General features: G+C 64.6%; 23 protein-coding genes. 8 read left to right on the forward strand and 15 right to left on the reverse strand.

Going from position 1 to position 26,327, the window contains the following annotated elements; genetic code table 11:
* Positions 1 to 152 precede the first annotated feature (152 nt).
* The 5 genes from glmS to PanNE5_RS05345 form a co-directional block, all read right to left on the reverse strand.
* A complete protein-coding gene (gene glmS / locus PanNE5_RS05325) occupies positions 153 to 1,982 on the reverse strand; it encodes a glutamine--fructose-6-phosphate transaminase (isomerizing) (RefSeq protein WP_150562137.1) in 1,830 nt (609 codons plus the stop codon).
* Between the two features lie 118 nt (positions 1,983 to 2,100).
* Complete coding sequence (gene glmU, locus PanNE5_RS05330; RefSeq protein ID WP_017235741.1) at positions 2,101 to 3,462, reverse strand: bifunctional UDP-N-acetylglucosamine diphosphorylase/glucosamine-1-phosphate N-acetyltransferase GlmU; 1,362 nt, start codon at positions 3,460 to 3,462, stop codon at positions 2,101 to 2,103.
* A gap of 111 nt (positions 3,463 to 3,573) precedes the next feature.
* Positions 3,574 to 4,518, reverse strand: coding sequence for a tRNA 2-thiocytidine(32) synthetase TtcA (gene ttcA, locus PanNE5_RS05335; protein WP_051060353.1), 945 nt, complete (start codon positions 4,516 to 4,518; stop codon positions 3,574 to 3,576).
* Between the two features lie 13 nt (positions 4,519 to 4,531).
* Positions 4,532 to 4,927 (reverse strand): dihydroneopterin aldolase, encoded by a 396-nt coding sequence (locus tag PanNE5_RS05340; protein ID WP_026132324.1) that lies wholly within the window; start codon positions 4,925 to 4,927, stop codon positions 4,532 to 4,534.
* Positions 4,928 to 4,948: 21 nt separating this feature from the next.
* A complete protein-coding gene (locus tag PanNE5_RS05345; RefSeq protein ID WP_261939368.1) occupies positions 4,949 to 5,800 on the reverse strand; it encodes an SDR family oxidoreductase in 852 nt (283 codons plus the stop codon).
* A 258-nt stretch (positions 5,801 to 6,058) separates the two neighbouring features.
* Here PanNE5_RS05345 and PanNE5_RS05350 point away from each other — a divergent pair, with 258 nt between their 5' ends.
* From PanNE5_RS05350 to PanNE5_RS05360, 3 genes are all read left to right on the forward strand, one after another.
* Positions 6,059 to 7,273, forward strand: a complete 1,215-nt coding sequence (locus PanNE5_RS05350; RefSeq protein WP_017235746.1) for a class I SAM-dependent methyltransferase — start codon at positions 6,059 to 6,061, stop codon at positions 7,271 to 7,273.
* A 28-nt stretch (positions 7,274 to 7,301) separates the two neighbouring features.
* Positions 7,302 to 7,496: a DUF2905 domain-containing protein gene (locus PanNE5_RS05355; protein ID WP_017235747.1), complete on the forward strand. Its 195-nt coding sequence runs from the start codon at positions 7,302 to 7,304 to the stop codon at positions 7,494 to 7,496.
* A gap of 295 nt (positions 7,497 to 7,791) precedes the next feature.
* The gene (locus PanNE5_RS05360; protein WP_261939806.1) at positions 7,792 to 8,685 is read left to right on the forward strand and encodes a glutamate/aspartate ABC transporter substrate-binding protein; all 894 of its coding nucleotides are present in this window, start codon (positions 7,792 to 7,794) and stop codon (positions 8,683 to 8,685) included.
* 59 nt (positions 8,686 to 8,744) lie between these two features.
* On the opposite strand, the gene PanNE5_RS05365 is transcribed toward PanNE5_RS05360, so the two are convergent.
* The 4 genes from PanNE5_RS05365 to PanNE5_RS05380 all read right to left on the reverse strand — a co-directional run bounded on the left by PanNE5_RS05365 (position 8,745) and on the right by PanNE5_RS05380 (position 13,709).
* Complete coding sequence (locus tag PanNE5_RS05365) at positions 8,745 to 9,995, reverse strand: multifunctional CCA addition/repair protein (protein WP_017234047.1); 1,251 nt, start codon at positions 9,993 to 9,995, stop codon at positions 8,745 to 8,747.
* Positions 9,992 to 10,636 carry a glutathione S-transferase family protein gene (locus PanNE5_RS05370; RefSeq protein ID WP_017234046.1) on the reverse strand — a complete coding sequence of 215 codons (645 nt, stop codon included), beginning with the start codon at positions 10,634 to 10,636 and terminating at the stop codon, positions 9,992 to 9,994. The genes PanNE5_RS05365 and PanNE5_RS05370 overlap by 4 nt, the downstream gene beginning before the upstream one ends.
* A 64-nt stretch (positions 10,637 to 10,700) precedes the next feature.
* Positions 10,701 to 11,651 carry a complex I NDUFA9 subunit family protein gene (locus PanNE5_RS05375; protein ID WP_017234045.1) on the reverse strand — a complete coding sequence of 317 codons (951 nt, stop codon included), beginning with the start codon at positions 11,649 to 11,651 and terminating at the stop codon, positions 10,701 to 10,703.
* A gap of 51 nt (positions 11,652 to 11,702) precedes the next feature.
* Positions 11,703 to 13,709: a lytic transglycosylase domain-containing protein gene (locus PanNE5_RS05380; RefSeq protein ID WP_017234044.1), complete on the reverse strand. Its 2,007-nt coding sequence runs from the start codon at positions 13,707 to 13,709 to the stop codon at positions 11,703 to 11,705.
* Positions 13,710 to 13,733: 24 nt separating this feature from the next.
* Between PanNE5_RS05380 and PanNE5_RS05385 the strand changes: the two genes are divergently transcribed.
* From PanNE5_RS05385 to pxpA, 4 genes are read left to right on the forward strand one after another with little or no spacing between them, the layout of a single operon-like run.
* Positions 13,734 to 14,405 (forward strand): 5-formyltetrahydrofolate cyclo-ligase, encoded by a 672-nt coding sequence (locus PanNE5_RS05385; RefSeq protein WP_410007560.1) that lies wholly within the window; start codon positions 13,734 to 13,736, stop codon positions 14,403 to 14,405.
* Positions 14,402 to 15,055, forward strand: coding sequence for a 5-oxoprolinase subunit PxpB (gene pxpB, locus PanNE5_RS05390; protein ID WP_017234042.1), 654 nt, complete (start codon positions 14,402 to 14,404; stop codon positions 15,053 to 15,055). Before PanNE5_RS05385 ends, pxpB begins: the two co-directional genes overlap by 4 nt.
* A complete protein-coding gene (locus tag PanNE5_RS05395) occupies positions 15,052 to 16,062 on the forward strand; it encodes a biotin-dependent carboxyltransferase family protein (protein ID WP_261939370.1) in 1,011 nt (336 codons plus the stop codon). The genes pxpB and PanNE5_RS05395 overlap by 4 nt, the downstream gene beginning before the upstream one ends.
* A 42-nt stretch (positions 16,063 to 16,104) precedes the next feature.
* Positions 16,105 to 16,851 carry a 5-oxoprolinase subunit PxpA gene (gene pxpA, locus PanNE5_RS05400; protein ID WP_261939371.1) on the forward strand — a complete coding sequence of 249 codons (747 nt, stop codon included), beginning with the start codon at positions 16,105 to 16,107 and terminating at the stop codon, positions 16,849 to 16,851.
* Between the two features lie 153 nt (positions 16,852 to 17,004).
* On the opposite strand, the gene PanNE5_RS05405 is transcribed toward pxpA, so the two are convergent.
* Both PanNE5_RS05405 and PanNE5_RS05410 read right to left on the reverse strand, forming a co-directional pair.
* On the reverse strand, positions 17,005 to 18,531 hold the full coding sequence (locus PanNE5_RS05405; protein ID WP_017234039.1) for a CoA-acylating methylmalonate-semialdehyde dehydrogenase: 1,527 nt from the start codon (positions 18,529 to 18,531) through the stop codon (positions 17,005 to 17,007).
* A 122-nt stretch (positions 18,532 to 18,653) separates the two neighbouring features.
* Positions 18,654 to 19,982 (reverse strand): aspartate aminotransferase family protein, encoded by a 1,329-nt coding sequence (locus tag PanNE5_RS05410; RefSeq protein WP_017234038.1) that lies wholly within the window; start codon positions 19,980 to 19,982, stop codon positions 18,654 to 18,656.
* Between the two features lie 188 nt (positions 19,983 to 20,170).
* On the opposite strand from PanNE5_RS05410, the gene PanNE5_RS05415 reads away from it, so the two are divergent.
* The gene (locus tag PanNE5_RS05415) at positions 20,171 to 21,619 is read left to right on the forward strand and encodes a PLP-dependent aminotransferase family protein (protein WP_261939372.1); all 1,449 of its coding nucleotides are present in this window, start codon (positions 20,171 to 20,173) and stop codon (positions 21,617 to 21,619) included.
* Positions 21,620 to 21,715: 96 nt separating this feature from the next.
* On the opposite strand, the gene PanNE5_RS05420 is transcribed toward PanNE5_RS05415, so the two are convergent.
* The 4 genes from PanNE5_RS05420 to PanNE5_RS05435 form a co-directional block, all read right to left on the reverse strand.
* Positions 21,716 to 22,735 carry an ABC transporter substrate-binding protein gene (locus PanNE5_RS05420; RefSeq protein ID WP_261939373.1) on the reverse strand — a complete coding sequence of 340 codons (1,020 nt, stop codon included), beginning with the start codon at positions 22,733 to 22,735 and terminating at the stop codon, positions 21,716 to 21,718.
* Positions 22,736 to 22,808: 73 nt separating this feature from the next.
* Positions 22,809 to 24,185 (reverse strand): sensor histidine kinase, encoded by a 1,377-nt coding sequence (locus PanNE5_RS05425; RefSeq protein WP_261939374.1) that lies wholly within the window; start codon positions 24,183 to 24,185, stop codon positions 22,809 to 22,811.
* Positions 24,182 to 24,859, reverse strand: coding sequence for a response regulator (locus tag PanNE5_RS05430; RefSeq protein ID WP_130024602.1), 678 nt, complete (start codon positions 24,857 to 24,859; stop codon positions 24,182 to 24,184). Before PanNE5_RS05430 ends, PanNE5_RS05425 begins: the two co-directional genes overlap by 4 nt.
* Positions 24,860 to 25,274: 415 nt before the next feature.
* Positions 25,275 to 26,324: an ABC transporter substrate-binding protein gene (locus PanNE5_RS05435; RefSeq protein ID WP_261939375.1), complete on the reverse strand. Its 1,050-nt coding sequence runs from the start codon at positions 26,322 to 26,324 to the stop codon at positions 25,275 to 25,277.
* Positions 26,325 to 26,327: the final 3 nt, after the last annotated feature.

Here is a 26,327-nt window from a genome sequence, read left to right on the forward strand (position 1 = left end):
CGATGGCCGAGAATTTACGTATTCTGGCCGAGATGAATCCATCGCGCCGCGCTATGGGCGGATTGATGCCAGGACTACCTGGCCCGGAACGACGCTCCCTCCGCATGGAGGAAGCGTGTCAGGACCGGGCGACTGTACGCCAGCCCCCGGCCTCACTCCACCGTCACCGACTTGGCCAGATTCCGCGGCTTGTCGACATCGGTGCCGCGCGCGCAGGCGGTGTGATACGCGAGCAATTGCAGCGGCACGACGTGCAGAATCGGCGACAGCTGGCCGTAGTGCTCCGGCATGCGAATCACGTGGATGCCGTCGGCGTTCGCGATCTGCGTGTCCGCGTCGGCGAAAACATACAACTGGCCGCCACGCGCACGCACTTCCTGCATGTTCGACTTCAGCTTCTCGACCAGCGCATCGCGCGGCGCGACCGTTACCACCGGCATCTCTTCCGTCACCAGCGCCAGCGGACCATGTTTGAGTTCGCCCGCCGGATACGCCTCGGCGTGAATGTACGAGATTTCCTTGAGCTTGAGCGCGCCTTCCAACGCGATCGGGTAATGCAGCCCGCGCCCGAGGAACAGCGCATTCTCGCGACGCGCAAAGTCCTCCGCCCACGCGATGATCTGCGGCTCCAACGCCAGCACACTATGCAGCGCCGCCGGCAGGTGTCGCAACTGCGTCAGATAGTCCGCTTCCTGAGCCGCCGTCAACCGCCCGCGCAGCTTCGCGATCGTCAGCGTCAGCAGGAACAGTGCCGTCAACTGCGTGGTGAACGCCTTCGTCGACGCCACGCCGATCTCGGTCCCCGCGCGCGTCAGGTAGTGCAGCGCCGTCTGACGCACCATCGCACTCGTGCCCACATTGCAGATCGCCAGCGTGTTCGTCATGCCCAGCGACTGCGCATGTTGCAGCGCCGCCATCGTGTCGGCCGTCTCGCCCGACTGCGAAATCGTCACCACCAGCGTCTTCGGATTCGGCACGCTGTCGCGATAGCGATACTCGCTCGCCACTTCCACTTGCGTCGGAATCTGCGCCAGCGATTCGAGCCAGTACTTGGCCGTCAGGCCCGAGTAATAGCTCGTGCCACACGCCAGAATCAGGATCGAGTCGACACTGCTCAGCACCGCTTCGGCCTTCTCGCCGAAGAGCGTCGGCGAAATGCCTTCCACGCCCTCCATCGTGTCGCCGATCGCACGCGGCTGCTCGAAGATTTCCTTCTGCATGTAGTGACGATACGGCCCCAGCTCCACCGCGCCCGTGTACGCCTGCACCGTGCGCACTTCGCGCTCGACGGCCGCATCGTTACGGTCCACGATCGTCACGCCCTCGAGCGTGAGTTCGACGACATCACCCTCTTCCAGGTAGATGAACTGATCGGTCGTGCCGGCCAGCGCCAGCGCATCCGAGGCGAGGAAGTTCTCGCCCTCACCCACGCCCACGACCAGCGGCGACCCAGCGCGCGCGCCCACCACGCGGTGCGGCTCCTGCTTGCGGAACACCGCGATGGCGTAAGCGCCGTGCAGACGGCGCGTCGCCAGACGCACCGCGTGATACAGATCGCCCGCGGCGCCGTTCGACAGCAGGTGATGCACCAGGTGCGCAATGACCTCGGTGTCGGTCTGCGACACGAATTCGTAGCCAAGGCCGCGCAGCTCGTCACGCAGGCTCTCATGGTTTTCGATGATGCCGTTGTGCACCAGCGCCACGTCGTCGCGCGAGAAGATCGGATGCGCATTGTCCGTGATCGGCGCGCCATGCGTCGCCCAGCGGGTGTGGGCAATGCCCGTCTCGCCGCCCAGGTGCGTCTGCGCCAGTTGCTCATCGAGATCCGCCACGCGCGATACGCTGCGCGCACGCTGCGGCACGCCATCCTTCAATACCGCCACGCCGCACGAGTCGTAGCCGCGGTACTCCAGACGACGCAGCCCTTCGACCAACACCGGTACTACGTTACGTCGCGCCACCGCGCCGACAATGCCGCACATATTCGCTTCCCTTCGTGCCAGAGATCCTGGCGCATTCGATCGGATTCAATCCGTTTTGACTCGCCGGCGCCCGCTTTGGCTTGCGTGCGTGTCGCGCGCCGGTCCATAACCGCCGATTTTACTGCTTCTGCTTGCGCGGACGGATGTAACCCGTCTTCGCTTCCTGCGTCTTGCCGTTGAGCACCAGCGAATCTTCCGGCGTATCCTTCCACACCGTGGTGCCGGCAGCAATCGTCGTGCCGCGCCGCACCGTCACCGGCGCCACGAGCTGCGTGTCCGAGCCGATGAAGACGTCGTCCTCGATCACCGTGCGATGCTTGTTGGCGCCATCGTAATTGCAAGTGATGGTGCCCGCGCCGATGTTGACCCGCGCGCCCACCGTCGAGTCGCCGACATAGGCCAGATGGTTGGCCTTCGAGCCCTTCGCGAGCGACGCATTCTTCACTTCCACGAAGTTGCCGATGTGCACTTCGTCGGCCAGATCTGCGCCCGGTCGCAGACGTGCATACGGCCCCACGTGCGCGTCGGCGCCCACCACGGCGCCGTCCAGATGACTGAACGCCTCGATGTGCGTGCCCGCGCCGATGGTGCTGTTGCGAATCACGCAGTTCGGACCGATGGTCGCGCCATCGCCAATCGTCACTCTGCCTTCGAACACGCAATTCACATCGATCGAGACGTCGGTGCCGCACGCGATCTCGCCGCGCAGGTCGAAGCGCGCCGGATCGATCAGGGTCACGCCCGCCGCCAGCAGCGCGCCCGCCGCATTGCGCTGGTAGTCACGCTCCAGCTCGGCAAGCTGCGCCTTGTCGTTCACGCCGTTGGGCTCCCACGCGAAGGCCGGCTGCGTGGTGACGACCGGCACGCCGTCCGCGACCGCACACGCGATCACGTCAGTAAGGTAGTACTCGCCTTGCGCGTTCTGATTCTTCAAACCGGCCAGCCAGCCCTTGAGTGCGCGCGTCGGCGCCACGATGATGCCGGTGTTGATTTCGCGAATGGCCAGTTCAGCCTCGTTGGCATCTTTCTGTTCGACGATGCGCAGCACGTTGCCCGCCGCGTCGCGCACGATCCGGCCATACCCGGTCGGGTTGTCCAGATCGACGGTGAGCACGCCCAGCTTCTCGCTGCCCGCAGCGTCGAGCAGCCCCTGCAAGGTCTCGGGGCGCGTGAGCGGCACGTCGCCGTAAAGCACCAGCGTCGGCACCGACTCGTCGAGCAGCGACGCCGCTTGCTGCACGGCGTGTCCGGTGCCCAGCTGCTGCGCCTGCTCGGCGAAATGCACACCGTCGCCGGCCACCGCGTCGCGCACGGCCTCGCCACCGTGACCTATCACCACGATGAGCTTGCCCGGCGTGAGCTTGCGTGCGGTCGCAATCACGTGCGACAGAAGCGGCCGGCCGGCCAGCGGCTGCAACACCTTGGGCAGCTTCGAGCGCATGCGCTTACCCATGCCGGCGGCGAGAATCACAATATTCATGGCGTCGTGACGATTCGAGAGTGGAAATCCGTGTGTCGGGGTCGGGCGGCCGCGCCGGTTCGTCCGGCAGGCTGCGTCAGGTTTCAATGCAGCGAGTGGGGTCGCTCGCGATCAGTCGTCGAATTGCGTAATACGGATGATGCCCGCGTCGTTCTCGTCGCCGCACGGCGCTTCGTCGAACGCAATATCGCCGAGCGGATCGGGCTGCCCCGTCGCACGCAGATTCTTGAAGTCATGAAGGTTCGTATCCATCAAATGCGACGGCACCACATTCGACAGCGCACTGAAAATCGATTTGATGCGCCCGGGATGCTGCTTCTCCCACAGGCGAATCAGCGACTTCATCTCGGCGCGCTTCAGGTTCGGCTGGCTGCCACACAGCGTGCACGGAATGATCGGGAACTGCTTGTACTCGGCGTAACGTTCGAGATCCGATTCGCGCACGTAGGCGAGCGGGCGGATCACCACGTTCTTGCCGTCGTCCGACTGCAGCTTCGGCGGCATGCCCTTGAGCTTGCCACCGTAGAACAAATTCAGGAAGACGGTCTCGATGATGTCGTCGCGGTGGTGGCCCAGCGCAACCTTGGTCGCGCCGAGCTCGCCCGCCACGCGATAGAGAATGCCGCGACGCAGGCGCGAGCACAGCGAGCACGTGGTCTTGCCCTCCGGCACCACGCGCTTGACGATCGAGTACGTGTCCTGGTTCTCGATGTGGAAATCCACGCCGATGGAACGGAAGTAGTCGGGCAGCACATGCTCCGGGAAACCCGGCTGCTTCTGGTCGAGGTTGACGGCCACGATCGAGAAGTCGATCGGCGCACGCTCGCGAAGCTTGAGCAGGATGTCGAGCATGGCATAGCTGTCCTTGCCGCCGGACATGCACACCATTACACGATCGCCCTGCTCGATCATGTTGTAGTCGCCAATGGCCTGTCCCGTCAGACGGAACAGCCGCTTCTCGAGCTTGTTGTTCTCGAACGCGAGCTTCTGCGCTTTCTTCACGCTATCGGGGGCGACGGTTCCGGTCGCGACCAGCGGCGCGCTGGTCTCGGGCATGACGGCACTCATGTCAGGCATCCTTCATCTTGAACACTTCGATGCCGACCGAGTGGCAATCGGGATAGACGTCGGGTTTCTCGGTCGACACGCCCACGGCACGCACGCGCGGATGCGCGAGCAGCGCACTCGCGACGTCGTCGCACAGCGTTTCCTGCAGGTGGATATGGCCCAGCCCCACGCGTTTGGCAATGGTCTCGCGCATGAAGTCGTAATCGACCACTTCGTCGAGCTTGTCCGCCAAGGGCGTGCTCTCGGCGAGCGGCACGAACAGTTGCACATTGATCAGCACGCGCTGCTCGCCACGCTTCTCGTAATCGTGCACGCCGATGTTGATGAACACTTCATAGTCGCGCAGGAACATGCGGCGGCAGTCCATCAGGCGAGGGTGAGAAAGAGCGCTATGCATTTTGAAAACTCTTAATGACAATCAACGAGACCGGTCGGCATCGGCCGGCTCGGTCAGAAATTTCACGTCACGCGACGAACTCGCGAGATGTTGCCCACCATCGACATACAACACGGTGCCGGTCACCGCTGGCGCGTCGGCCAGATACGCCACCGCCTGCGCGATGTCCTCCGGCGTCGACGATGCGCCCAACGGCGTGGCCGCATGCGCCGCCGCAAAGCCCGTCGGGGTCTGGTCGACCGACAACAGCGTCACGCCAGGCGCCACGCCGACCACGCGCAAGCGGGGCGCGAACGCCTGGGCAAGCAACGTCGTCGCCACCGCCAGCGCGGCCTTCGACAACGTGTACGACAGGTAATCAGGGTTCGGATTCGCCAGCTTCTGATCCAGCAGATTGACGACGACGCCTCGCCCCGACTCGCCCAATGCGGCATGCATCTCGCGCGCGAGCACGAGCGGTGCGCCCGCATTCACGCGCATGTGGCGCTCCAGCGCCTGATAGCCGAAATCGCCCGCGCTATCGTACTCGAAGCGCGAGGCATTGTTGACAAGGCAGGTGGGCACGCCCAGCGCCTCGCTACACCGGCCGATGAGCCCTGCCGTGGCGGCTTCGTCCGCGAGCGATGCCTGCAACGCGACTGCCCGGCGCCCCAGCGCCTCGATGGCCGCGACGGTCTCGAGCGCCTCGTCATGCGAACGCTCGTAGTGAACGGCCACGTCCCACCCCACACCGGCGAGGCGCAGCGCGATCGCGCGGCCGATCCGGCGCGCGCCGCCCGTCACGAGCGCAACACGCGGCACCGGCGGTACAGCCGGCGGGCAGGCGGCATCACCTGCGGCGGACGTAGGGCGTGGCGTCGATGCAACGGTCATGCGGCGAATTCCTGTCAGAGGGCGGTTGGGTCGATGCACTTCGGACGGCGATGGGCTTGAATCAATGCTCGGTGCCGTCGCGCGCGACGCCCTCGCGCAGCATCCATGCAACGGACATGCATCGCAAACACTGGCGAAAACCGCGAAAAAACGACTGAAAATTGACGAAAACCGGCAAAAATTACCCAGAAATCGTCCGCAGACGCGTCAATGCCAACCAAAGCAGCCAGCCGACACTGTCTCCGCTACAATGCCCGCATGAATCAGGCCGCACCGAAACCCCATAGTTTACCCGTTCCCGAGCCAGACGCGCTCGAACACTCGCGCCGCCTCACGGCCTATCTTGCCGACGCCATCGACGCGGCCGGCGGCTGGCTGCCGTTCGATCGCTTCATGGAACTGGCGCTATATGCGCCCGGCCTCGGTTATTACGCTGCCGGTGCCGCGAAATTCGGGCGCCTGGCCGCCGACGGAAGTGACTTCGTCACCGCGCCGGAGCTCACGCCGTTCTTCGCGCGCACGCTGGCCCGCCAGATCGGTGAGATCTTCGAACAAACGGGCGACGCGCAAGTGCTGGAATTCGGCGCGGGGTCCGGACGTCTTGCGGCCGACCTGCTGCTCGCGCTCGACGCCGAAGGCACGCCCTGCGAGCGCTACTCGATCATGGAACTCTCCGGCGAGCTGCGAGCGCGCCAGCGCGAGACCATCGCCAACGCCGCGCCACATCTGCTCGATCGCGTCACGTGGCTTGATAGGTTGCCCGACGCCTTCCACGGCGTGATGCTCGGCAACGAAGTGCTCGACGCCATGCCGGTGCGCCTATGGACACGCCGCCCGGACGACGCCGGGCAGCCGGTCTGGTTCGAACGCGGCGTAGTGCGTACGCAAGACGGTTTCGCCTGGGAAGCTCGTCGCCATACCGGCCCATTGCCGCAGGCCCTCGACGCGCTGGCCGATCTGCCGCCGACGCAGGAATATCGGACGGAGACCCACGAAGCCGCCTCGGCTTTCGTGCGCAGCGTGGCCCCCCTGCTCGCGCGCGGCGTCTTGCTGCTCGTCGACTACGGCTTCCCCGCGCGCGAGTACTATCATCCGCAGCGCGCAGACGGCACCCTGATGTGCCACTACCGCCACCACGCGCACGACGATCCGTTCTATTACCCCGGCTTGCAGGACATCACGGCTCACGTGGAGTTTTCAGGGATTGCCGATGCCGGCGTCGAAGCCGGTCTCGATCTGCTGGGCTTCACCTCGCAAGCCCGATTCCTGATGAACGCCGGCATCATCGAGCTGATGAGCGCGCTCGATCCGTCCGATCCGAAGGTGTTCCTGCCGGCGGCCGCCGCCGCGCAGAAGCTGCTCTCGGAAGCCGAGATGGGCGAACTCTTCAAGGTCATCGCGTTCGGTCGCGGCATGGACGAGTGGGCGGGCCTGCTCGGCTTCGCCACCGGCGACCGCAGCCACGCCCTCTGACCCCCCTTCACCGCGAGGCCACCCCGATATGTTTCGCTGGATGTTCACGATCTTCATCGCGATCTGCATCCTCTCGGCGGCCTCGCCGTGGCTTACCAAGCTCGGCATCGGTCGATTGCCCGGGGATCTGCGCCTTCGCTGGCGCGGCCGCGAGATGGTGTTCCCGTTCGCCTCGACCGTCGTGCTCTCGCTCGTCTTCAATCTGCTGATTCGCCTGCTGTAGCCAGCGGCGGCGACGCAACACCTGTTGCAACGTCCGTCAGCCCCACACGCGCCTCGCGGTTCCCCCCGGCGCCGCCAGCCCCCGCTCCGCGCGGCCCCCCCCCGCGGCCCCGATTCGCGGCCGATCGCCGGCCCGACGCATGTCCGCGTGCGTCGCCGTCACAGCGGCGCGCCGGACGGCAGCCATCGCTAGGGTTAACTACGATTTGATCATTTGTTGCAAAAAATTTACCATGCAACAAATGATTCAATCATGAATCAAAGTGAGGCCATTTCAGGAGCAGGACATGATCAAGATGCGATTGACCGGGATGATGTTGGGCGTAGCGATGGGTGTCGCCACGGGAGCGGCGCTGGCGCAGCCCGCTTCGGCGACGCTGCAGAAGATCGAGAGCAGCGGCGTGATCTCGATTGGGCATCGCGAGTCGTCGATTCCGTTTTCGTACTACGACAACAATCACAACGTCATCGGTTATTCGCAGGACCTGTGCAACAAGGTCGTCGATGCGGTCAAGACGCGCCTGAAGAAACCTGACCTGCAAGTGCGCTTCATCCCCGTCACTTCGCAAAACCGCATCGCCCTCGTGCAGAACGGCACCGTCGATATCGAGTGCGGCGTGACGACGAACCTGAAGGCGCGTCAGGCGCAGGTCGATTTCTCGAACACCTTCTTCGTCGCGGGCACGCGGTTGCTCGTGAACAAGCACTCGGGCATCAAGGACTTCCCGGATCTGGCGGGCAAGCCGGTCGTGACCAATGCGGGCACGACCTCAGAGCGCATCCTGAACAGGATGAACAACGAGAAGAAGATGAACATGAGCGTGATCTCGGGCAAGGACTATGGGGAATCCTTCACCATGCTCCAGGGCGGTCGCGTGCAGGCGTTCATGATGGACGACGTGCTGCTCGCCGGCGCGCGCACGATGGGCCGCAACCCCGACGACTGGGTCGTCACGGGCACACCGCAATCGTTCGAGGCCTACGGTTTCATGACGAGACACGGCGATACCGAGTTCAAGAAACTCGTCGACGACACGCTCGCCGGCGTGATGAAGAGCGGCGAGATCAACACGATGTACAAGAAGTGGTTCGAATCGCCGGTGCCGCCGAAGCAGATCAACTTCAACTTCGCGATGAGCGAACAGCTCAAGCAGCTCTACGCGAATCCGAACGACAAGGCGTTCGAGTAAGCGACCTTCGTAGGTCGCGGGCATGCGCAGACGCGAACGTCTCGCATGCCCCCAGCGACTCAGTTCCCCTCGCCCCCGAGCCCCGCCGCCTCGACCGCATCGATTCTTGCGGCCTGCACGGCGTCGCGAATCTTCACAGGATTGTCGGCATACCGTCGCGCCACCGCGCCCGCATCGATGCTGCGCGCCGCGCCAAGCGCCGCCATCAACCGATCGCGTTGCGGATAGGGTGCCGTGGCGAAATCCCCGCCGCGCCCACGCGCATCGGCTTCGCAGGCCTGAAGTATCTCCACGAACCGGTCGGGCTTGCGCAGGGCGTCGCACCGCTCAAGCAGACGCACGAGCGCCGCCGCGCCAAACTTCGGACTTGCGTGGATGTTGCCATGCTCGCGTGCCACGACCTGCGCCAGCTCACGGCAATCGACCGGCACGCGCAAACGCGCGCACAACGGCTTGAGCAAGTCGACACTGCGCCCCTCATGCCCGATGTGACGCGGCAACACGTCGTCAGGCGTGGTGCCTTTGCCGAGATCGTGCGTGAGGGCGGCGAAGCGTACCGGCAGCGAATAGCCCTGCGTCGCGGCGTAGTCGAGCACCATCATCACATGCACGCCGGTGTCCACTTCGGGATGGAAGTCGGCGCGCTGCGGCACCCCCCATAGCCGGGCCACCTCGGGCAGAACGCGATCGATCGCGCCACACGCGCGCAAGACATCGAACATGCGCGACGGCCGATGCTCCATCAGCCCGCGTGAAATTTCCTGCCAGACCCGCTCGGCCACCAGCGCATCGACCTCGCCGTTGGCCGTCATCTCGCGCATGAGCATGAGCGTCTCGTCGGCCACCGAAAAATCCGTGAAGCGCGCGGCAAAACGGGCGCACCGAAGAATCCGCACGGGATCTTCCGCGAAGGCCTCGCCGACATGGCGAAACAGCCTCGCTTCCAGATCGCGCCGGCCGCCATAGGGATCGACCAGTTGATCCGACAGACTGCCGTCGGGCATGACCTCGCGCGCCATCGCATTGATGGTGAAATCGCGTCGCACGAGGTCTTCTTCGAGAGTGACTTCGGGGGCGAAGTAGAACGAAAATCCGTGATAGCCGCGCGCCGTCTTGCGCTCGGTGCGGGCGAGCGCGTACTCGGCCTGCGTCTTGGGATGCAGAAACACCGGGAAGTCGCGGCCCACCGGTTTGAAGCCCTGCCGCACCATCTCCTCGGGCGTCGCACCCACCACCACGTAGTCCCGATCCTTGACCGGCAAACCCAGCATGGCGTCGCGAATCGCGCCGCCAACCGCGTAAATCTTCATGGACGCGCTTCGTAGTAAGCCACACGCTGCGTCTCGCCGCGTCCCGCAGCCACCCACGCCTGCACGGCCGCCAATTCGCGAATGCGATCGACATACGCCTGCGCGCGCGCCGACAACGCCGGCTCGAACGTTGCGAAACGCATCACCACAGGGGCGTAGAACGCATCGGCAATGGTGAAGTCGCCAAACAGGAACGGGCCGTCGTAGCGCGCGAGGCAATCCTCCCAGATCGCTTCGATACGACGGACATCGGCAAGCACTTCATCCGTCGCGGCTGCCCCCGGCCAATGCACGCCGACGTTCATCCACATATGCGTGCGCAGGGCGGTGAATCCGCTGTGCATTTCGGCACAAACGCTGCGCGCATGGGCTCGCGCTTCACGCGACTTCGGCCATAGCGGCAGATGCGGATAGCTCTCTGCCAGGTACTCGCAGATGGCCAACGAGTCCCAGACGGTAATGCCGTTGTCGATCAGGCACGGGACTTTACCGGTGGGCGAATAACGCAGAATCTGTTCACGCGAGTCGGGCTGCGCGAGCCAGACGTTGCATTCTTCGAAGGCGATGCCGAAGTGCTTGAGCACGACCCACGGACGCATCGACCACGACGAGTACCTCTTGTTGGCAATGATCAGTTGCATGAAGACGTTCCTTGCGCGCATGACGCATCGGGGAGTGACGCGCCGGATTGAAAAGAGTGAGGTGTCAGCGCCCCGCGTAACGCCGGTAGTCAGACAGACGACGCTCCTCGCTATCGCCGTCGAGATAATCGACGGCAATCTCGAGCCCATTCGGCACAAGCCCGAGTTCGGGCGCCAGCGGGCCGCTCATGACGTTATCGACACGCATCGAATCGAGGTTGTCGCGCGTGATGATCGGCTCGCCCGGTAGCCGCTCGAAAAAGGCGGCCTGCAGGCGCGCGGCGCCCTCGGGCAATCGCAGGATCGGCCGCTCGCAGCCGCACGCGGCGCCCGCAAAGCGAACGAGCGCTTCAAGCGTGTAGACCTCCGGTCCGCCCAGTTCGTACGTCTTGCCAAGCGTCGCGTCGTTGTCGATCGCACTCGCGAAGGCCTGCGCCACATCCATCACGTAAATGGGCTGAAAGCGCGCCGTGGCGCACGCGAGCGGCACAACGGGCAAACGCCGCTGCAGCGCCGCGAAGGTATTCAGAAAGTGGTCGCCCGGACCGAATACCACCGACGGACGAAAGATCGTGACGGGAATGCCCGTCGCTCGAATTGCGACTTCGCCGTCGCCCTTCGAGCGCTGGTACATGCTCGGGCCATTCGAATCGGCGCCCAGGGCGCTCATGTGGATGAGCCGCGCGATGCCCCGGTCGCTGCACGCTTGTGCGATCTTGCGCGGCAGCTCGACGTGCGCGCGCGCGAACGCGCGGCCATAGGGCGTGCCACGGTCGCTGTGCAGAATGCCCACGAGATTGATGACCGCGTCGCTGCCCGCGATCACGCGCTCCAGCGCGCGCGGATCGTGCACGTCGCATTCGACGAGTTCCACACCCGGCAGCACGCCGAGCGCCTTGGCGGCGTCGACGCGCCGCGTTGGCAGGCGCACGGCGTATCCCATCGACACCAGCCGGGCCACCAGATGGCTGCCGACGAAGCCGGTGCCACCCACGACACAAACGTTATGGCGCATGCGTCACCTCCGCGACATGACGGTGGGTTCGCGGCTCCGACCGCTGCCGGGTCACTGGGGCAGAATGATGCCGAGCCGCTCCTTGAGCGATTGCGGACGACCCGTGATCAGGGCCGAGTAGTACGTGGTGTTCGACAACACGTTCTCGACATAGGTGCGCGTCTCGTTGAACGGGATCGTCTCGGCGAAGATGGCCCCCTCGACCGGACGATCCAGCGTGGAGCGCCACGTGCGCGGACGTCCCGGGCCGGCGTTGTAACCGGCCGACGCCAGCACCGCCGAGCCGTCGAACTTGTTGTAGATATCCGCCAGATAGCTCGTGCCCAGACGGATATTCGTGTCGATGTCGTGCATCATGCCCGGCTGGTAGTCCATGCCGATCTGCCGCGCGACCATCTTCGCGGTGGCCGGCATGATCTGCATCAGACCGCCTGCCCCGACCGACGAGCGGGCATTGATGATGAAGCGCGACTCCTGCCGGATCAGACCGTAGGCCCACGCTTCGTCAAGATCGACGGCCGCGGCCAGCGGCTCCACCTTGTCGCGGAACGGCATCAGGTAGCGCAACGTGAAGTCGTGCTCGACCTTCGTGCGATCGGCCGTGTTGACCGTGCGGTCGAACAGTTCGATCTGGTTGGCGTACTGTGCGGCGGCGAGCAACTGGCGGTCGGTCATGTTGCGCAGTTCCCAATTCCACTCGCGATTGCCTTCGAAACGCAAACCGAGATCGTAGAACTTCGCGGCGCGCCGGAATCCGGCGTTCGCCTGGTTCGCATCGACCTCGGCCTGGGTGACGGTCGTGCGCGGTGGCAGCGACGTCTTGTTGCCCAGTTCCTCGTTCGCCAGTTGTCCGTAGAAGTTGGGCTGCATGGCGATCTTCTGGAATTGCGCGCGCGCGGCATCGCCCTTCCCGGCTTCGCGCAGCGCACGGCCGTACCAGTAAGTCCAGACACCGTCGTCGCGCAACGCCGCCGGCATCGCTTCAATGCCGGTGCGCACGAGATTCCAGTCGCCCGCGCGCAGCGCCGCACGAATCTTCCACTCCTGCGCCGTCACCGAGAGCTTGGCGTTTCCGGCCTGACGGTACCAGGTGATCGCCATCGGATTCTGCGACAACGCCCCGCGCATGCCGATGCTGCCCCAGCCGATGGCGCGCTCGTCCGGCGACAGACTGCCCGCGACGCTGGAGAAACTGCTCGCCGCCAGCATGGCGTCGCTGCGGGCCATGCGCACGACGGCGAGCAGCGTGAGCTGGCGCGACGCTTCCGAGCCGTCCACCCCACGCGCGAGAATCTGCGCCGGACGCGTGGCGGCCATGTCGAGCAGGCTGTCGTCCGGGCGCGTGGCGCCCAGCGCATCGGCGATCTGCTTGCCGAGCGAGGTGTAGTTTTCCTCGTAAGCCAGGCGAATCTGGTGCCAGACCTCCTTGCGCGGCAACTGGCCGCTTGCGGCCAGCGTATTGATCATGTCGACGCAACCCTCGCCGTAGTATTTCGGCGTGGTCAGCAGGTCGGTAGCGGCCTGCGTGACATTTTCGCCACGCGCGGCACGCGACATCAGCGCGTAGCATTTGACCTGCGTGTCATCGTCGAGCACGAACTTCGGATATTCGGCATCGAACGTCTGCCAGTCGTGACGCTTGCCCAGCACCAGCAACCAGTCGTTGCGCAGACGGTCGGCGATCGCCTGACCGTCATACGTGCGCAAGAAGGCGCGGATATCATCGTCCGGCGCATCGATGAGCGCCTTGCCCGAGCGGTCGAACATGCGCGGCTTGATCTGGAAGTACTGGACGTAAGACGGCACGTCGTAGCCGGAGAGCATGGCTGCGAGCGCCGTGGCGCGCGGCGCGTCGTTGGCGCGAGCCGCTTCGCGCAGTTGCACGAAGATGTCGTCGGGCGAGCGCTGCGAGAGCAGGTCGGCAGATGCCGTTGAACGGCTTGCCGCCGAATGCGCCTTGGCGCGACCGGTTGCCTGGGTCGTGCTGCAGGCAACGAGCGTGGCAGCGGTCAGGGCCAGCGCAACGGCGCGATATACTCGGGTCAAACGATCTGACATCTTCGGGGGAGCGTCGGGTAAAAAGTGAATCCAAGCATAGCACGGGACCCCGCCCAATCGGCGGCCCAAACGTCCGGAAATGGGACCGAATCGGTCGCCGGAAAGGCACGTTTGCGCAAGGCCTTGCTCGACACGCGCACCACGCTCGCCGGACGCGCCGCACGCGACGCCGCACTCGCCGCCCGGCTGGCCGACGAGCTGACGCGTCGCGCGCCGCGCTGTGTCGGCTTCTACTGGCCGATTCAGGGCGAATTCGACGCCCGCGAAGTCATCTCGGCATGGCTCACGCAGGCGTCGCCCAAGGGGTTGCGCCTGGCCGCACTGCCGGTCGTGACCGCCCCGGCCGCGCCGCTCGTCTTTCACCGCTGGACCCCCGATACCCGCATGACGGAAGGCCGCTACCGCATTCCCGTCCCGCTCGAGGCCGACGTGCTCGTGCCCGACCTGCTGTTGATTCCCTGCGTGGGCTTTACGCGCGACGGCCTGCGACTCGGTTACGGCGGGGGTTTCTACGACCGCACCCTGCATTCGATGTCCCCGGCGCCGCAAACGCTCGGCATCGCTTACGACGCACTCGAAATCGACGGTCTCACGGCCGAAGCCCACGATCTGGCGCTCGACGTCATCGTGACCGAATCGACCACCTTCGCGCGCGCCGACACCCCCGCTCGCGAATCCAGTCCCCCCTCGCCATGACAACGCTCAAGATCCTGCCGCTCGGCGACAGCGCGCTCGTGTGCGAAGCGGGCACCTCGCCCACGCTCGCGTCCCAACGCCGCGTCTGGCACGCGGCGGCCCTCGCGAAGGATTGGCCTCACGTGCGCGACGTCGTGCCCGGCATGAACAACCTCACGCTGGTGTTCGACCCGTTGGCCACCGATATCGACGTGCTGAGCGAGCGCCTGCGTGACGCCTGGCAGACGCAGCCCGTCGCCGGGGAAGTCGGACGCGACATCGAGATCCCCGTGCACTACGGCGGCAAGCACGGCCCAGACCTTGCCGACGTGGCGAAGCACGCACGTCTGCAACCGAAGACGGTCGTGCAACGTCATACCGCACCGGAATACATCGTCTACTTCCTGGGTTTCCAGCCGGGCTTCGCCTATCTGGGCGGGCTCGATGAGTCGATTGCCACGCCACGCCGCGCCGAGCCTCGCCTGTCGGTACCGGCGGGGTCGGTCGGCATTGGCGGCAACCAGACCGGCATCTATCCGCTCGCCTCCCCCGGCGGCTGGCAAATCATCGGCCACACGTCCAGCGCGCTGTTCGACCCCACCGCGACACCGCCCGCCTTGCTGGCGCCGGGCGACCGTGTGCGCTTCACCATCGCGAGTCTCGACCTGTGATCGATATCCTGCGTGCCGGCCTGCTCACCACGGTCCAGGATCTGGGCCGCGCCCGTCTGCGTGAATTCGGCATTGCCAGCGGCGGCGCCGTCGATGCGCTGGCCTGCACCGTCGCCAACCGCCTCGCGGGCAACGACCCCAACGCCGCCACGCTGGAAATCACGATGGGGGCGTGCGTGCTGCGCTTTGCGAGCGCGACCCTCGTGGCGCTGGCCGGTGCCGATTGCCATGCCGATCTCGACGGCGTCCCCGTGTGGTCATGGTGGCGCGTCCCCGTCGCGCGCGGTCAGACATTGACGTTGCGCCCGGCACGCTTCGGCATGCGCACTTATCTGGCCGTGGCGGGCGGCGTCGATGTCCCCGAGACACTCGGCTCGCGCAGCACCGATCTGGCGGCCGGCTTCGGCGGCTTCGAGGGCCGTGCCCTGCGCGACGGCGACCGCATCGCCATCGGGCAACCCAGCGCCGCCGCGCGCAAGGCCGCGCCGTTGGGGGTACGTCCGCCGGTGTGGTTGTCCGATCCGCTGGCGCACCGCGTGCGGGTGCTGCCCGGTCCGGAATACGACGACTTCATGGCCGCCTCGCACAAGGGCTTCTGGGAGAATCCCTGGCACGTCACGCCCAACAGCAACCGCATGGGCTACCGGCTGTCGGGCCCGGAGCCGCTCGCGCGCAAGAAGAATCGCAGCCACGATCTGCTCTCGCACGGTGTGGTGCCGGGGGTGATTCAGGTGCCGCCGTCGGGGCAGCCGATCATTCTGATGGCCGACGCCCAGACCACCGGCGGCTACCCGAAGATCGGCGTCGTGATCAGCGCCGATCTGTGGCGGCTCGGACAGGCGCGGCTCGGCAGCACATTGTATTTTTCGGAATGCAGCGGCGCCGAGGCGCGCGAAGCGCTGCACGAACAGCGGCGCTATCTGGCCCAGATCGAGCGCGCGCTCGCGTGGCACGATCACGGCATTCTGACGACATCGCGGCGGCCGGCCATCTCGCGCAAGGCCTGACGCCACGCCCGCCCATCGTCGTCCCCCGCAGGAGAATCCCGGATGAAAATCGATCTTAACGTCGACCTCGGAGAAGGTTGCAACTACGACGAAGCACTCCTCGCCCAGGTCAGCTCGGCCAATGTGGCGTGTGGCTGGCACGCGGGCGACGCGGGCACGATGCAGCAGGTGGTGCGCTGGGCGCTGGCGTGCGGCGTGGCCATCGGCGCGCACCCGAGCTTTCCCGACCGCGAAAATTTCGGCCGCACGGAAATGCAGCTTCCGCTCGACGACATCCGCGCGGGCATGCTGTATCAGATCGGCGCCCTCGCCGCGATCGTGCGCGCCCAAGGCGGCTGGCTCTCGCACGTCAAGCCGCACGGCGCGCTCTACAATCAGGCGGCGCGTGACCCGGCACTGGCCGAGACGATCGTCGAAGCCATTCGCGCGTTCGACACCGACCTGGCGATTTTCGGGCTGGCGGGCGGCGAGTTGGTGAAGGCGGCGCGGGCTGCCGGCATGCAGGCCGTCGATGAAGTCTTCGCCGACCGGGGCTATAACCCGGACGGCTCGCTGGTCAAACGTGGCACGCCTGGCGCGTTGATCGAGCGCGAGGAAGATGCGCTCGCCCAAACGCTGATGATGGTGCGCGAGCAACGCGTGCGCGCCATCGACGGCACGCTCGTGCCGATTCGGGCGCAAACCGTCTGTCTGCACGGTGACGGCGAACACGCACTCGATTTCGCACGGCGCATTCGCGGCTTCCTGCTCGACGAGGGCATCGACGTCGCGCCGGTTCATCTGACCTGACTTCGCCGCCATCCCAAGTCAAAAAACGCCGTCCGAGGGTAGTTCAGATCCCCCGGACGGCGTTTTCATGTCGATGCCGGCAAGCATCGGCACCTGCGCGGCACAGCGTTAGCGCCAATTGCGTCGATTTTGCTGATCGCCGCTTGATCTCCGTTATTGGCCGAGCGTCGGCATGACGAGCGACGACGCGGCATTCGCCGGGCGTCCCTCCGACCAGCGACGCGTGACCACCTTCGAGCGCGTGTAGAAGCGCACCGACTCGGGTCCGTAGATGTGCTGGTCGCCGAACAGCGAATTGCGCCATCCGCCAAACGAGAAGTACGACACCGGCACCGGAATTGGCACGTTCACGCCGACCATGCCGACTTCGATCTCGTCTTCGAAGCGCCGCGCGGCACCGCCCGACGTCGTAAACACCGCCGTGCCGTTGGCGTACGGATTACGGTTGATGAGCGCGATCGCTTCTTCCAGCGTCTTCACACGCACCACGGCCAGCACTGGCCCGAAAATCTCGTGGCGATAAATCGACATCTCCGGCGTCACGTTGTCGAACAGGCACGGGCCGATGAAGAAGCCGTCGTCGCGCTGCGCGACCTTGAGGCCACGGCCGTCCACCACGAGCTTCGCACCTTCGCCGACACCGGCATCGACATAGCCGCGCACCTTGTCGCAATGCGCGCGGGTAATCAGCGGCCCCATCTGCGCGACGGGGTCGGCACCGTCGCCGACCGGCAGCGACGTCGCGGCTTGCGCCAGACGTGCCACCAACGCATCCGCCACGTCGCCGACGGCCACGGCCACCGAGATGGCCATGCAACGCTCCCCCGCCGAACCGTACGCGGCGCCGATCAGCGCATCGACGGTGAAATCGAGGTCGGCGTCCGGCATCACCACGCCATGGTTCTTCGCGCCGCCGAGCGCCTGCACGCGCTTGCCGTGCGCCGACGCCGTGCTGTAGATGTATTGCGCGATCGGCGTCGAGCCGACGAACGACACGGCGTTCACGTCCGGATGCGTGAGCAGCGCATCGACCGCCGCCTTGTCGCCGTTCACGACGTTGAGAACACCGTCGGGCAGCCCGGCGTCCTTGGCCAGGCGCGCGAGCAACAGCGCCGCCGAGGGCACCTTCTCCGACGGCTTGAGCACGAAGGTGTTGCCGCAGGCCACGGCCATCGGGAACATCCACAACGGCACCATCGCGGGGAAGTTGAACGGCGTGATGCCTGCGCAGACGCCGACCGGCTGGTGAATCGAATACGTGTCCACGCCCGTGCCCACCTGTGGCGCGATCTCGCCCTTGAGCAACTGCGGAATGCCCATGGCGAACTCGACCACTTCGATACCGCGCGTGACTTCGCCGCGGGCGTCGTCGAGCGTCTTGCCATGTTCCTGCGTGATCAGTTGCACAAGTGCTTCGCGATGCGTTTCGAGCAGCTCGCGGTACTTCATCATCACGCGGGCGCGCTTCATCGGCGGCGTGGCACGCCAGCCGGGCAAGGCGGCGCGTGCGGCCGCCACGGCGCCCGCGACATCCGTCGCGCCGCCCAGGGCTACCTGGCGGATAACTTCGCCGGTGGCCGGGTTCGTCACTTCGCCGAAGCGGCGATCGGCTTCTCCAGACGCGACGCTTGCGCCGCCAATCCAATGCTCGATACGTTCGGTGCTCACTCGTTGATTCATGTCGATGTCCGTGAAATCGCTGTCGGTGGGCGAGCGTCCGCCCGAGGCGGGCGTTCGCCCTGACTGTCTGAAGGATGGCGGGGCGTCGCGCGGCGGCCGCCCAGCCTTGCTGTGGATGTCGCTTACGCCGTCTCGCGAATGGCTTCCGACACGATGCCGAACAACTCGTCGATCTGCGCTTCGCTGATGATGAGCGGCGGCGAGAACGCCAGGATGTCGCCCGTGTAACGCACCAGTGCTCCCTTCTCGAAGCACTTGACGAAGATTTCATGCGCGCGTGCGCCCGGCTTGCCGTCGCGGTTGGACAGCTCGATGCCGCCGACCATGCCGAGGTTCCGGATGTCGATGACGTTCGGCAGATCGCGCAGACCGTGAATGACCTTCTCGAAATGCGGCGCAAGCGTTGCGGCGCGTTCGAACAGGCCTTCACTCTTGTACAGATCGAGCGCGGCGCACGCCGCGGCCGCGGCCAGCGGATGACCCGAGTAGGTATAGCCGTGGAAGAACTCGATCGCGCCCGAGTTACCGGCGTCGACGATGGTGTCGTGCACGCCCGTCTTCACCGCGACGGCGCCCATCGGAACGGCGGCATTGTTCACGCCCTTGGCCATCGTCATGATGTCCGGCGTCACGCCGAAATACTGAGCGGCGAACGGCTTGCCCAGGCGGCCAAGTCCGGTGATGACTTCGTCGAAAATCAGCAGAATGCCGTGCTTGTCGCAGATCTCGCGCAGCTTTTGCAGATAGCCGTGAGGCGGCACCAGCACCCCGGTCGAACCGGCGAGCGGCTCGACGATCACGGCGGCGATGGTCGACGCGTCGTGCAGCGTCACCAAACGTTCGAGTTCGTCGGCCAGATGGGCGCCCCAGGCCGGCTGCCCCTTCGTGAAGGCCGCCTCCTTGATGTTGAGCGTGTGCGGCAGATGGTCGACCGCCGGCAGCAGTTGCCCCGAATAGGCCTTGCGGTTCGGCGAGATGCCGCCGACCGAAATCCCGCCGAAGCCCACACCGTGATAACCGCGCTCGCGACCGATGAGCCGTGTGCGCTGGCCTTCGCCGCGCGCACGATGGTAGGCCAGGGCGATCTTCAGGGCGGTGTCGACCGACTCCGAGCCCGAGTTCGTGAAGAAAATGCGATCGAGCCCCTGCGGCGTGATCGCGGCGATCTTGCTCGCGGCCTCGAACGCCTTCGGGTGTCCCATCTGGAACGTCGGTGCAAAGTCCATCTCACCGGCCTGCTGGCGGATCGCCTCGACAATCTCGGTGCGACAGTGGCCGGCGTTCACACACCACAGACCGGCGGTACCGTCGAGAATCTTGCGATTGTCCGACGACGTGTAATACATGCCCTCGGCCTTCACCAACAGGCGCGGCGAGCTTTTGAACTGACGGTTGTTGGTGAACGGCATCCAGAACGCCGTCATGTCGAGATTCAGGTCTTTCATGTTCATCGCGGGGTCTCCCCAGAGCTTGGCTCGATCAGAATGTCCCGCGCTCGGCACGACGGCGCGCCACGGGTGGATGGGATCGATCCTACGAGAGACGAACCGATACAGACATGTACAGTCACTCGCAAAATGTATATTCTGTATTGGTCAATCGCCTCAACTGTATTGGCAACAGCCGATGCCCCGATACCATGGTCCAACCGCTTGCCTTTTCCCTGAACCGCGCCCAACCGGAAGCACTCGTCGATCAGATCGTGCGGGAGGTCGAGCGAGCGTTACAGCGTCAGACGCTGCACGGCGGCATGCGCATGCCGTCGATCCGGTCACTGGCCAAGGCGCACGGCATCAGCACGTTCACGGTGGTCGAGGCGTATGACCGGCTCGTCGCGCGCGGCACGCTCGTGGCCCGGCGCGGCGCGGGCTTCTTCGTCGCGGGGGCGGCCGACGCGCGAGACACGGGGCTGACCAGCCCCGGCGGGGCGCTGGCGGTGAGCACCACGGCCAGCGAAGTCACCAATGCGTGGCTGCTTTCCGAGATCTTCGCGGACGACGCGATCGCGGTGAAGAGCGGCTGCGGATGGTTGCCTGACAGCTGGCTCGACGAAGACGGGCTGCATGGCGCGCTGCGTTCGCTCTCGAAGGGGCCGGGCGCGCATTTCGCGCACTACGGACATCCGCGGGGGTATGGGCCGTTGCGTCAGTGGCTGGCGCGGCGCCTCGGCGAGTTGTCCATCGACGTGCCGCCCGAGCACATCGTGCTCACGCATGGCGCGACGCAGGCGCTCGATCTGGTGGTGCGCACGCTGCTCAAGCCGGGCGATACGGTATTGGTCGAGGCACCGGCGTACTGCAATCTGCTGGCGGTGTTGCGTCTGGCGGGCCTCAACGTCGTGGGCATTCCACGCACCGAGGCCGGTCTGGATCTCGCCGCGCTGGAGCAGGCGGCGCAGACGCACCGTCCGCGCGCGCTGTTCGTGAATCCAGCGTTGCAGAATCCGTTGGGCACCTCGCTCACCCCGGCGGCGGCGCATCGCATCTTGCAGTGTGCCGAGCAGCATGGTTTCTGGATCGTCGAAGACGACATCTATCGGGAACTGGCGCCGGCGGGCACACCGTCACTGGCGGCGATGGATGGCCTGTCGCGCGTGATCTATGTGTCGAGCTTTTCGAAGACGATATCGCCGTCGGTCCGTGTGGGCTATCTGGCGTGTTCGCGCGATCTCGCGCATGAGATCGCGCGCAGCAAGATGGTGGCGGGCCTCACGTCCTCGGAGATCAACGAGCGCATCGTGCATGCGATTCTCACCGAGGGACGTCACCGAAAGCATATCGAAAGACTGTCGGACCGGCTGACGCGTTCGCGCGCGCGTCTCATCACGCAGTTGCAGTCGCACGGGGTGACACTGCTGGCGCAGCCGGAAGGCGGGATGTTTGTGTGCGGCAGCTTGCCGGAGACGGCACAACCGGCGCGCGAACTGGCCGAAGCGGCGCTGTCTGAGAGCATCATGTTGGCACCGGGCGAGTTCTTCCTGGCGCACAACGAGCCCTGCCGCTGGTTCCGCTTCAACGTCGCCTATTCGGACGACGCACGCCTGTTCCGCTTTCTCGATCGGGCAGCGACGGGGAAGTTGGCGGCTTGACGCCATGTGTCGGCCGATGCGATCTGCTTGGCGAGACCGCCGACATGCCGTCGACATCCAACCGACCAAGGTTCGCCAGCAACGTCAGCTTCGCCGTTACTTGGCAGACTTGGCAGCGCTCTCGACGAAGGCGGCAGTGTACGTCTTCGACAAGTCGATGTCGGCCGCTTTCACCGCTGGCATAATCGCGGACAGCACCTTCAGCACAGCTTGCGGTCCGCCCGCAGGCATACGCCCGTCGCTCGTGAACATAGGCAAAAATGACTTCATGGCAGCGACATACAGTGTCCTTTTGCCATTGTAGTAATTACGCGGCAACAGATCGACGATTTGCTCGGCACTGTGAGCATGCAGGTATCGCAGTGCGCCGACAATCGCTTTGACCAGCCGCCCCGTCTCGTCCCGATGTGCATCGACCCAAGCCGTGGGCATGTAAATACATGCCGCAGGATAGATGTCGCCGAGGGCATCACGCGTGCCCGCTTCGGTGCGCAGATCCACCAGCACCTTGGCCTCGCCCGTCGATAGCAGTTCAACCGCGGTGGGATCGGTCGTCATACCGGCGACGATCAGATGTTGTCGCATGGCAGAAATGAAAGTCTTGCCGGCATCGACCGGCACCAGACGATAATCATCTCTATCAAGACCCACTTTGCTTGCCAGATATTGGGTCAGGAAATCGGTCGACGAACCGAGCCCGGTCACGCCTAGCGACTTTCCCTGAAAGTCGATCAGCGAGCCAATCGTTTCCTGCTGGGTGGTTGAAACCAGCTCTACCTCGCCAGGCACGTTTGAGAACTGCACCACGGATTCGACTTCGGTCCCCTTGCTTTGCAAATCGATGGTGTGGTCGTAGAAACCCGCCACGCCCTGCACCGAGCCGGCAATCATCTCGTTCTCGGCATTGACCCCGGCCGGCTCCGTGACGACGGCGACATCCAGCCCCTGCTTTGCGAAGTAGCCAAGTCGCGTCGCCAACAACACCGGCAAATAGATGATCTTGTCCTCGCCGCCGACCATGATCGTGATCTTCTCGGCGGCGTGGACGACGCTCGCGAGCGAACAGAATCCGGCCATCATGACCGTCGTGACGGCAATACGCCTCAAAGTGCTCATGCTTGTTCCCGTGTACGCTGTATAAAGTCAGGCGGCATTGCTGCGAGGCATGCCGTCTATATCCTGAGGCGCGCTACGTTACGTTTGCCGGCAATCGGACAACGGCACTGAGTCCGACGCCGCCCGGCCGGCTCGACAACTCGACGACACCGCCGCAAGCCTTTGCTGCCTCGTTGACAATGGCGAGGCCGAGCCCGAACCCATTGTTGTCGGAAACGTTACCGCGGCTGAAGCGCTCGAAGACGTGCGGCTTGAGTGCGTCCGATATGCCCGGCCCCGTGTCGTCGACCTGCAGAATGGCGTCCGCACCCGCAAGCCCTGCATGGACGGTCACATTGCCTCCGCGCGGCGTATAGCGCACCGCGTTATCCACCAGATTGAAAAGTAGCGCGTGGACCAGCGCTGGATAAGACTTCACGCAAACGTCTGTACTGCTCGAACTCAAGCCGAGATCGATACCCCTGTCATCCGCCAGCAGCGACAGGTCAACCAGTACCTGCTGCGTCAATTCGAGCAGATTCACGTTCTGACGCGGCAGATGGGTGCCGCGAGCGGCTTCCGCGTGAGAGAGGCTCAGCAACTGGTTGATGAGATCCTTGAGACGCCGGGTGCATGCACGCACGGCGCGAAGGGTTTCCTTCAACTCGGGATCGACGGCAAGGTGGGTGGCGTAGTCGAGTTGGGTGCTGACAAGCGCGACCGGCGTGCGCAGCTGGTGCGCCGCGTCTGCGACAAACCTTTTCTGTATGTTGACCTGTGCGGTCAGACGCGTTGCGTATTGGTTGATCGTCTCGACGATGGGTTGCAGCTCGCCTTGCAACTGCACTGTTTCCAGCGGCGTCAGATCGTCCGTTTCGCGCGCTTCCAAATCTCTGCGAAGCAACAAAAGCGGCCTCAGTTCGAGCGTCAATCCGACGATCATGAGCGCCAGCGCCACCGCGAGCAGCACCGACTCCTGGATAAGGACAGGCCGCCATAGCGTGGCGATCAGACGATGGAAGGCGTTGTGGCTCTCGGCTACGCTCACCGACACGGATGTCGTGTGTCCGTTCCGGTACACGCGGCGCATCAGCGTCACCATGCGCAGGTCATTGCCGCGATACTGAATATCGCTATAAGAAGGGGCGCCATTATCCGGCGCAGCGCCTTGGGGCAGATCCGGCCAGCCGGCGAGCAGTTCGCCGGGGGTTGCGCGCACCTGGAAATAGACGCGATCCTGCGCCCGTGAAGCGAACATTCGGAGTGCTGCCGGCGGTGTTTCTGCGCTCAATCGTTCGTCCTGCCAGCGCACCTGCCCGGCCATCACCTCGGCGGACGCCAGCAGCCGGCGGTCCTGAACCAGGCGCGCGGTACTGCGCGCATTCTCCAACGACAGCCCCGCCATCAACGCCAATACCAGTGTCATGGGCACCAGAACCCACAGCAGCAGGCGAACGCGCAACTGGTTCATGTCGTTGCGCCGGCATCGCGCAACAAGTAGCCCAAGCCGCGCAGGGTGAGGATACGTGCCTGGGAGCCCGCAAGCTTGCGGCGCAGACGGTGCACGTAGGTCTCGATGGCGTTTTCGCTCGCCTCGCTGCCTAGATCGAATACCTTGACCATCAACTGCGCCTTCGTGACCGTCTTGCCCTGGCGCAGCATCAGCGTTTCAAGCACATCGTGCTCGCGCAGTGTCAGCTCGAGCGGCAGGCCCGCTGCCCGGAACTCGTGGGTATCCAGATCGAACTGCAAATCGGCGCATTGCACGATCGATTGGCTGCTACGCCCCCGCCTCCGAATCAGCGCCTTGATGCGCGCAACGAGTTCCCTCAGTTCGAACGGCTTGTCCACATAGTCATCCGCACCGTGATCCAGACAGTCGACCTTGGCGTCAACCGATGCGTTGGCCGTCACGACCAGCACCGGCATATCGTTGCGCCGCCGACGGATGTTGCGCAACACGCTGCGCCCATCCATGCCCGGCAGACGAAGGTCGAGCAACAACAAATCGTACTGCGACTGCTCGATGTGATGAATCGCTGTCGAGCCGTCATGCACGCACTCGACAGTAAAGCGCTCTGCCTGCAATGCCTTGCTGAGCCAGAGCGCAAATTCCAGGTTGTCTTCTACAAGTAGTAGTTTCATCGAGCTATTAAACAGTCCACGCAGAAACTGTGTCGGCAATCCGCCTCCGGTTGCGCAAAACAAGCGACAGGACAGCGGCGGGTCGCACGTAGCGGGACGAAACGTCGCCTGCAGAGATCACGAATCTCGCAAAGGACGGTGATCGATGATCCCGGGTTTCTCGGCTCAGGGATATTCGACTGGCCAAGCGACGTCGGACTTCAAGTCGTCTTGGCGAAGCCGCGGCTTGGGCGCGTTTCACCCGAGTGCCGCACTTGCGCCGAATGTTCGTCTCGCACCGTTTCCTCGCGGTCGCTCACGCTGCGCCGATCAGGAGGTATCCGCGCAAGCGCAGACAGCTCCTGTCAGACGTCATTTTTTGCGGAAAGGGGCATTTGGCAGCAAATTACGTGCCCCTTCCGATTCAGGCAATCGGTTATTTCCCTCCCTTGGCTTCGCTCGCCAGCAGCGTATTGGCTTTGATCGCGAAGTCATTTGTGTACGTCGCGTCGAGATTGATCGGCTTAACGATCTTGCCGGCCAGCTTTTCCACGGCGAGGACGGTTTCGGGGCCGCCCTTCGGCATCAGGCCATCCGGCAGAAACTGGCCCTTGTCCTGCTCGAGCGCTTTGATGTATTCCTCCTTGCTCGACAGCTGATTGCTGACGAAATCCTTTGGCAGATGATCTGCGATCTCCGCGGCGCTATGCGTATGGATCCAGTGCATGGTGGCGACCATCGCGTTGACAACGGCCTGCGTTTCAACCGGGTGTGCCTGTACCCACTCGCCTCGCGCAAGCACGCTGGCCGTCGGCCAGTAGCCGCCCAGCCACTTGTTGACGCCCGGGCCGGTGGCAAGATCGATCGCGGAGTAGCCGAGACGCATTTTCTCGACGGCGTTGACGGTCGGTTGAGTCGTCATTCCGCAGACAATTCGGTTGTGCTTGAGCGCACCGATCAGGGTCGGCCCCGCACCAACGCCTACGCGGGTGAAGTCTTTTGACGTCAGGTGGTAGCGGGCGGCAAGGTAGAGCGTCAGGTCGTCGGTTCCCGACCCGACGTCGGTCACGCCCACCACCTTGCCTTTCCAGTCGGCCGGCGTCTTGACGCCAGCGTCAGTCGCACACATTTCTCGCTCGCCTGGCGCGCCGCTGAGCTGGACGATGCCGATCACGTTCTTGCCATGCTGCTGGAAATCGATGGTATGCAGGTACCAGGCCCCCGCCATCTCGACCTGCCCGGACACCACGGCCTCTTCCGCGCCAACACCGCCGGCCGTTTCCGTGCTCAACTGCATGTCAACGCCGTACTTCTTGAAGAAGCCGAGATTCTGCGCGAGTTGGTACGGTAGATAGATCTGCTTGTCGATCCCGCCGATCATCATGCTCACTTTGGGTAGCGTGGCCGCCATGGCGTGACCGCTGAACAGGCCCACGGCGCACAGCACGCCCGCCAAAAGCTTTACTGCGTGTGATTTCTGTTTCATGAC

Source organism: Pandoraea sp. NE5 (assembly GCF_024363545.1).
GTDB classification, from domain to species: domain Bacteria; phylum Pseudomonadota; class Gammaproteobacteria; order Burkholderiales; family Burkholderiaceae; genus Pandoraea; species Pandoraea cepalis.

Coding starts and splice junctions, on each gene's coding strand:
- PanNE5_RS05360 (WP_261939806.1), top strand. CDS start 7,792: ATGCGATTGACCGGGATGATGTTGGGCGTAGCGATGGGTGTCGCCACG.
- glmU (WP_017235741.1), bottom strand. CDS start 3,462: ATGAATATTGTGATTCTCGCCGCCGGCATGGGTAAGCGCATGCGCTCG.
- PanNE5_RS05425 (WP_261939374.1), bottom strand. CDS start 24,185: ATGAACCAGTTGCGCGTTCGCCTGCTGCTGTGGGTTCTGGTGCCCATG.
- PanNE5_RS05415 (WP_261939372.1), top strand. CDS start 20,171: ATGGTCCAACCGCTTGCCTTTTCCCTGAACCGCGCCCAACCGGAAGCA.
- PanNE5_RS05355 (WP_017235747.1), top strand. CDS start 7,302: ATGTTTCGCTGGATGTTCACGATCTTCATCGCGATCTGCATCCTCTCG.
- PanNE5_RS05410 (WP_017234038.1), bottom strand. CDS start 19,982: ATGAACATGAAAGACCTGAATCTCGACATGACGGCGTTCTGGATGCCG.
- PanNE5_RS05365 (WP_017234047.1), bottom strand. CDS start 9,995: ATGAAGATTTACGCGGTTGGCGGCGCGATTCGCGACGCCATGCTGGGT.
- pxpA (WP_261939371.1), top strand. CDS start 16,105: ATGAAAATCGATCTTAACGTCGACCTCGGAGAAGGTTGCAACTACGAC.
- PanNE5_RS05435 (WP_261939375.1), bottom strand. CDS start 26,324: ATGAAACAGAAATCACACGCAGTAAAGCTTTTGGCGGGCGTGCTGTGC.
- PanNE5_RS05430 (WP_130024602.1), bottom strand. CDS start 24,859: ATGAAACTACTACTTGTAGAAGACAACCTGGAATTTGCGCTCTGGCTC.
- PanNE5_RS05370 (WP_017234046.1), bottom strand. CDS start 10,636: ATGCAACTGATCATTGCCAACAAGAGGTACTCGTCGTGGTCGATGCGT.
- PanNE5_RS05420 (WP_261939373.1), bottom strand. CDS start 22,735: ATGAGCACTTTGAGGCGTATTGCCGTCACGACGGTCATGATGGCCGGA.
- PanNE5_RS05345 (WP_261939368.1), bottom strand. CDS start 5,800: ATGACCGTTGCATCGACGCCACGCCCTACGTCCGCCGCAGGTGATGCC.
- PanNE5_RS05380 (WP_017234044.1), bottom strand. CDS start 13,709: ATGTCAGATCGTTTGACCCGAGTATATCGCGCCGTTGCGCTGGCCCTG.
- pxpB (WP_017234042.1), top strand. CDS start 14,402: ATGACAACGCTCAAGATCCTGCCGCTCGGCGACAGCGCGCTCGTGTGC.
- PanNE5_RS05405 (WP_017234039.1), bottom strand. CDS start 18,531: ATGAATCAACGAGTGAGCACCGAACGTATCGAGCATTGGATTGGCGGC.
- ttcA (WP_051060353.1), bottom strand. CDS start 4,518: ATGCCCGAGACCAGCGCGCCGCTGGTCGCGACCGGAACCGTCGCCCCC.
- PanNE5_RS05350 (WP_017235746.1), top strand. CDS start 6,059: ATGAATCAGGCCGCACCGAAACCCCATAGTTTACCCGTTCCCGAGCCA.
- glmS (WP_150562137.1), bottom strand. CDS start 1,982: ATGTGCGGCATTGTCGGCGCGGTGGCGCGACGTAACGTAGTACCGGTG.
- PanNE5_RS05340 (WP_026132324.1), bottom strand. CDS start 4,927: ATGCATAGCGCTCTTTCTCACCCTCGCCTGATGGACTGCCGCCGCATG.
- PanNE5_RS05375 (WP_017234045.1), bottom strand. CDS start 11,651: ATGCGCCATAACGTTTGTGTCGTGGGTGGCACCGGCTTCGTCGGCAGC.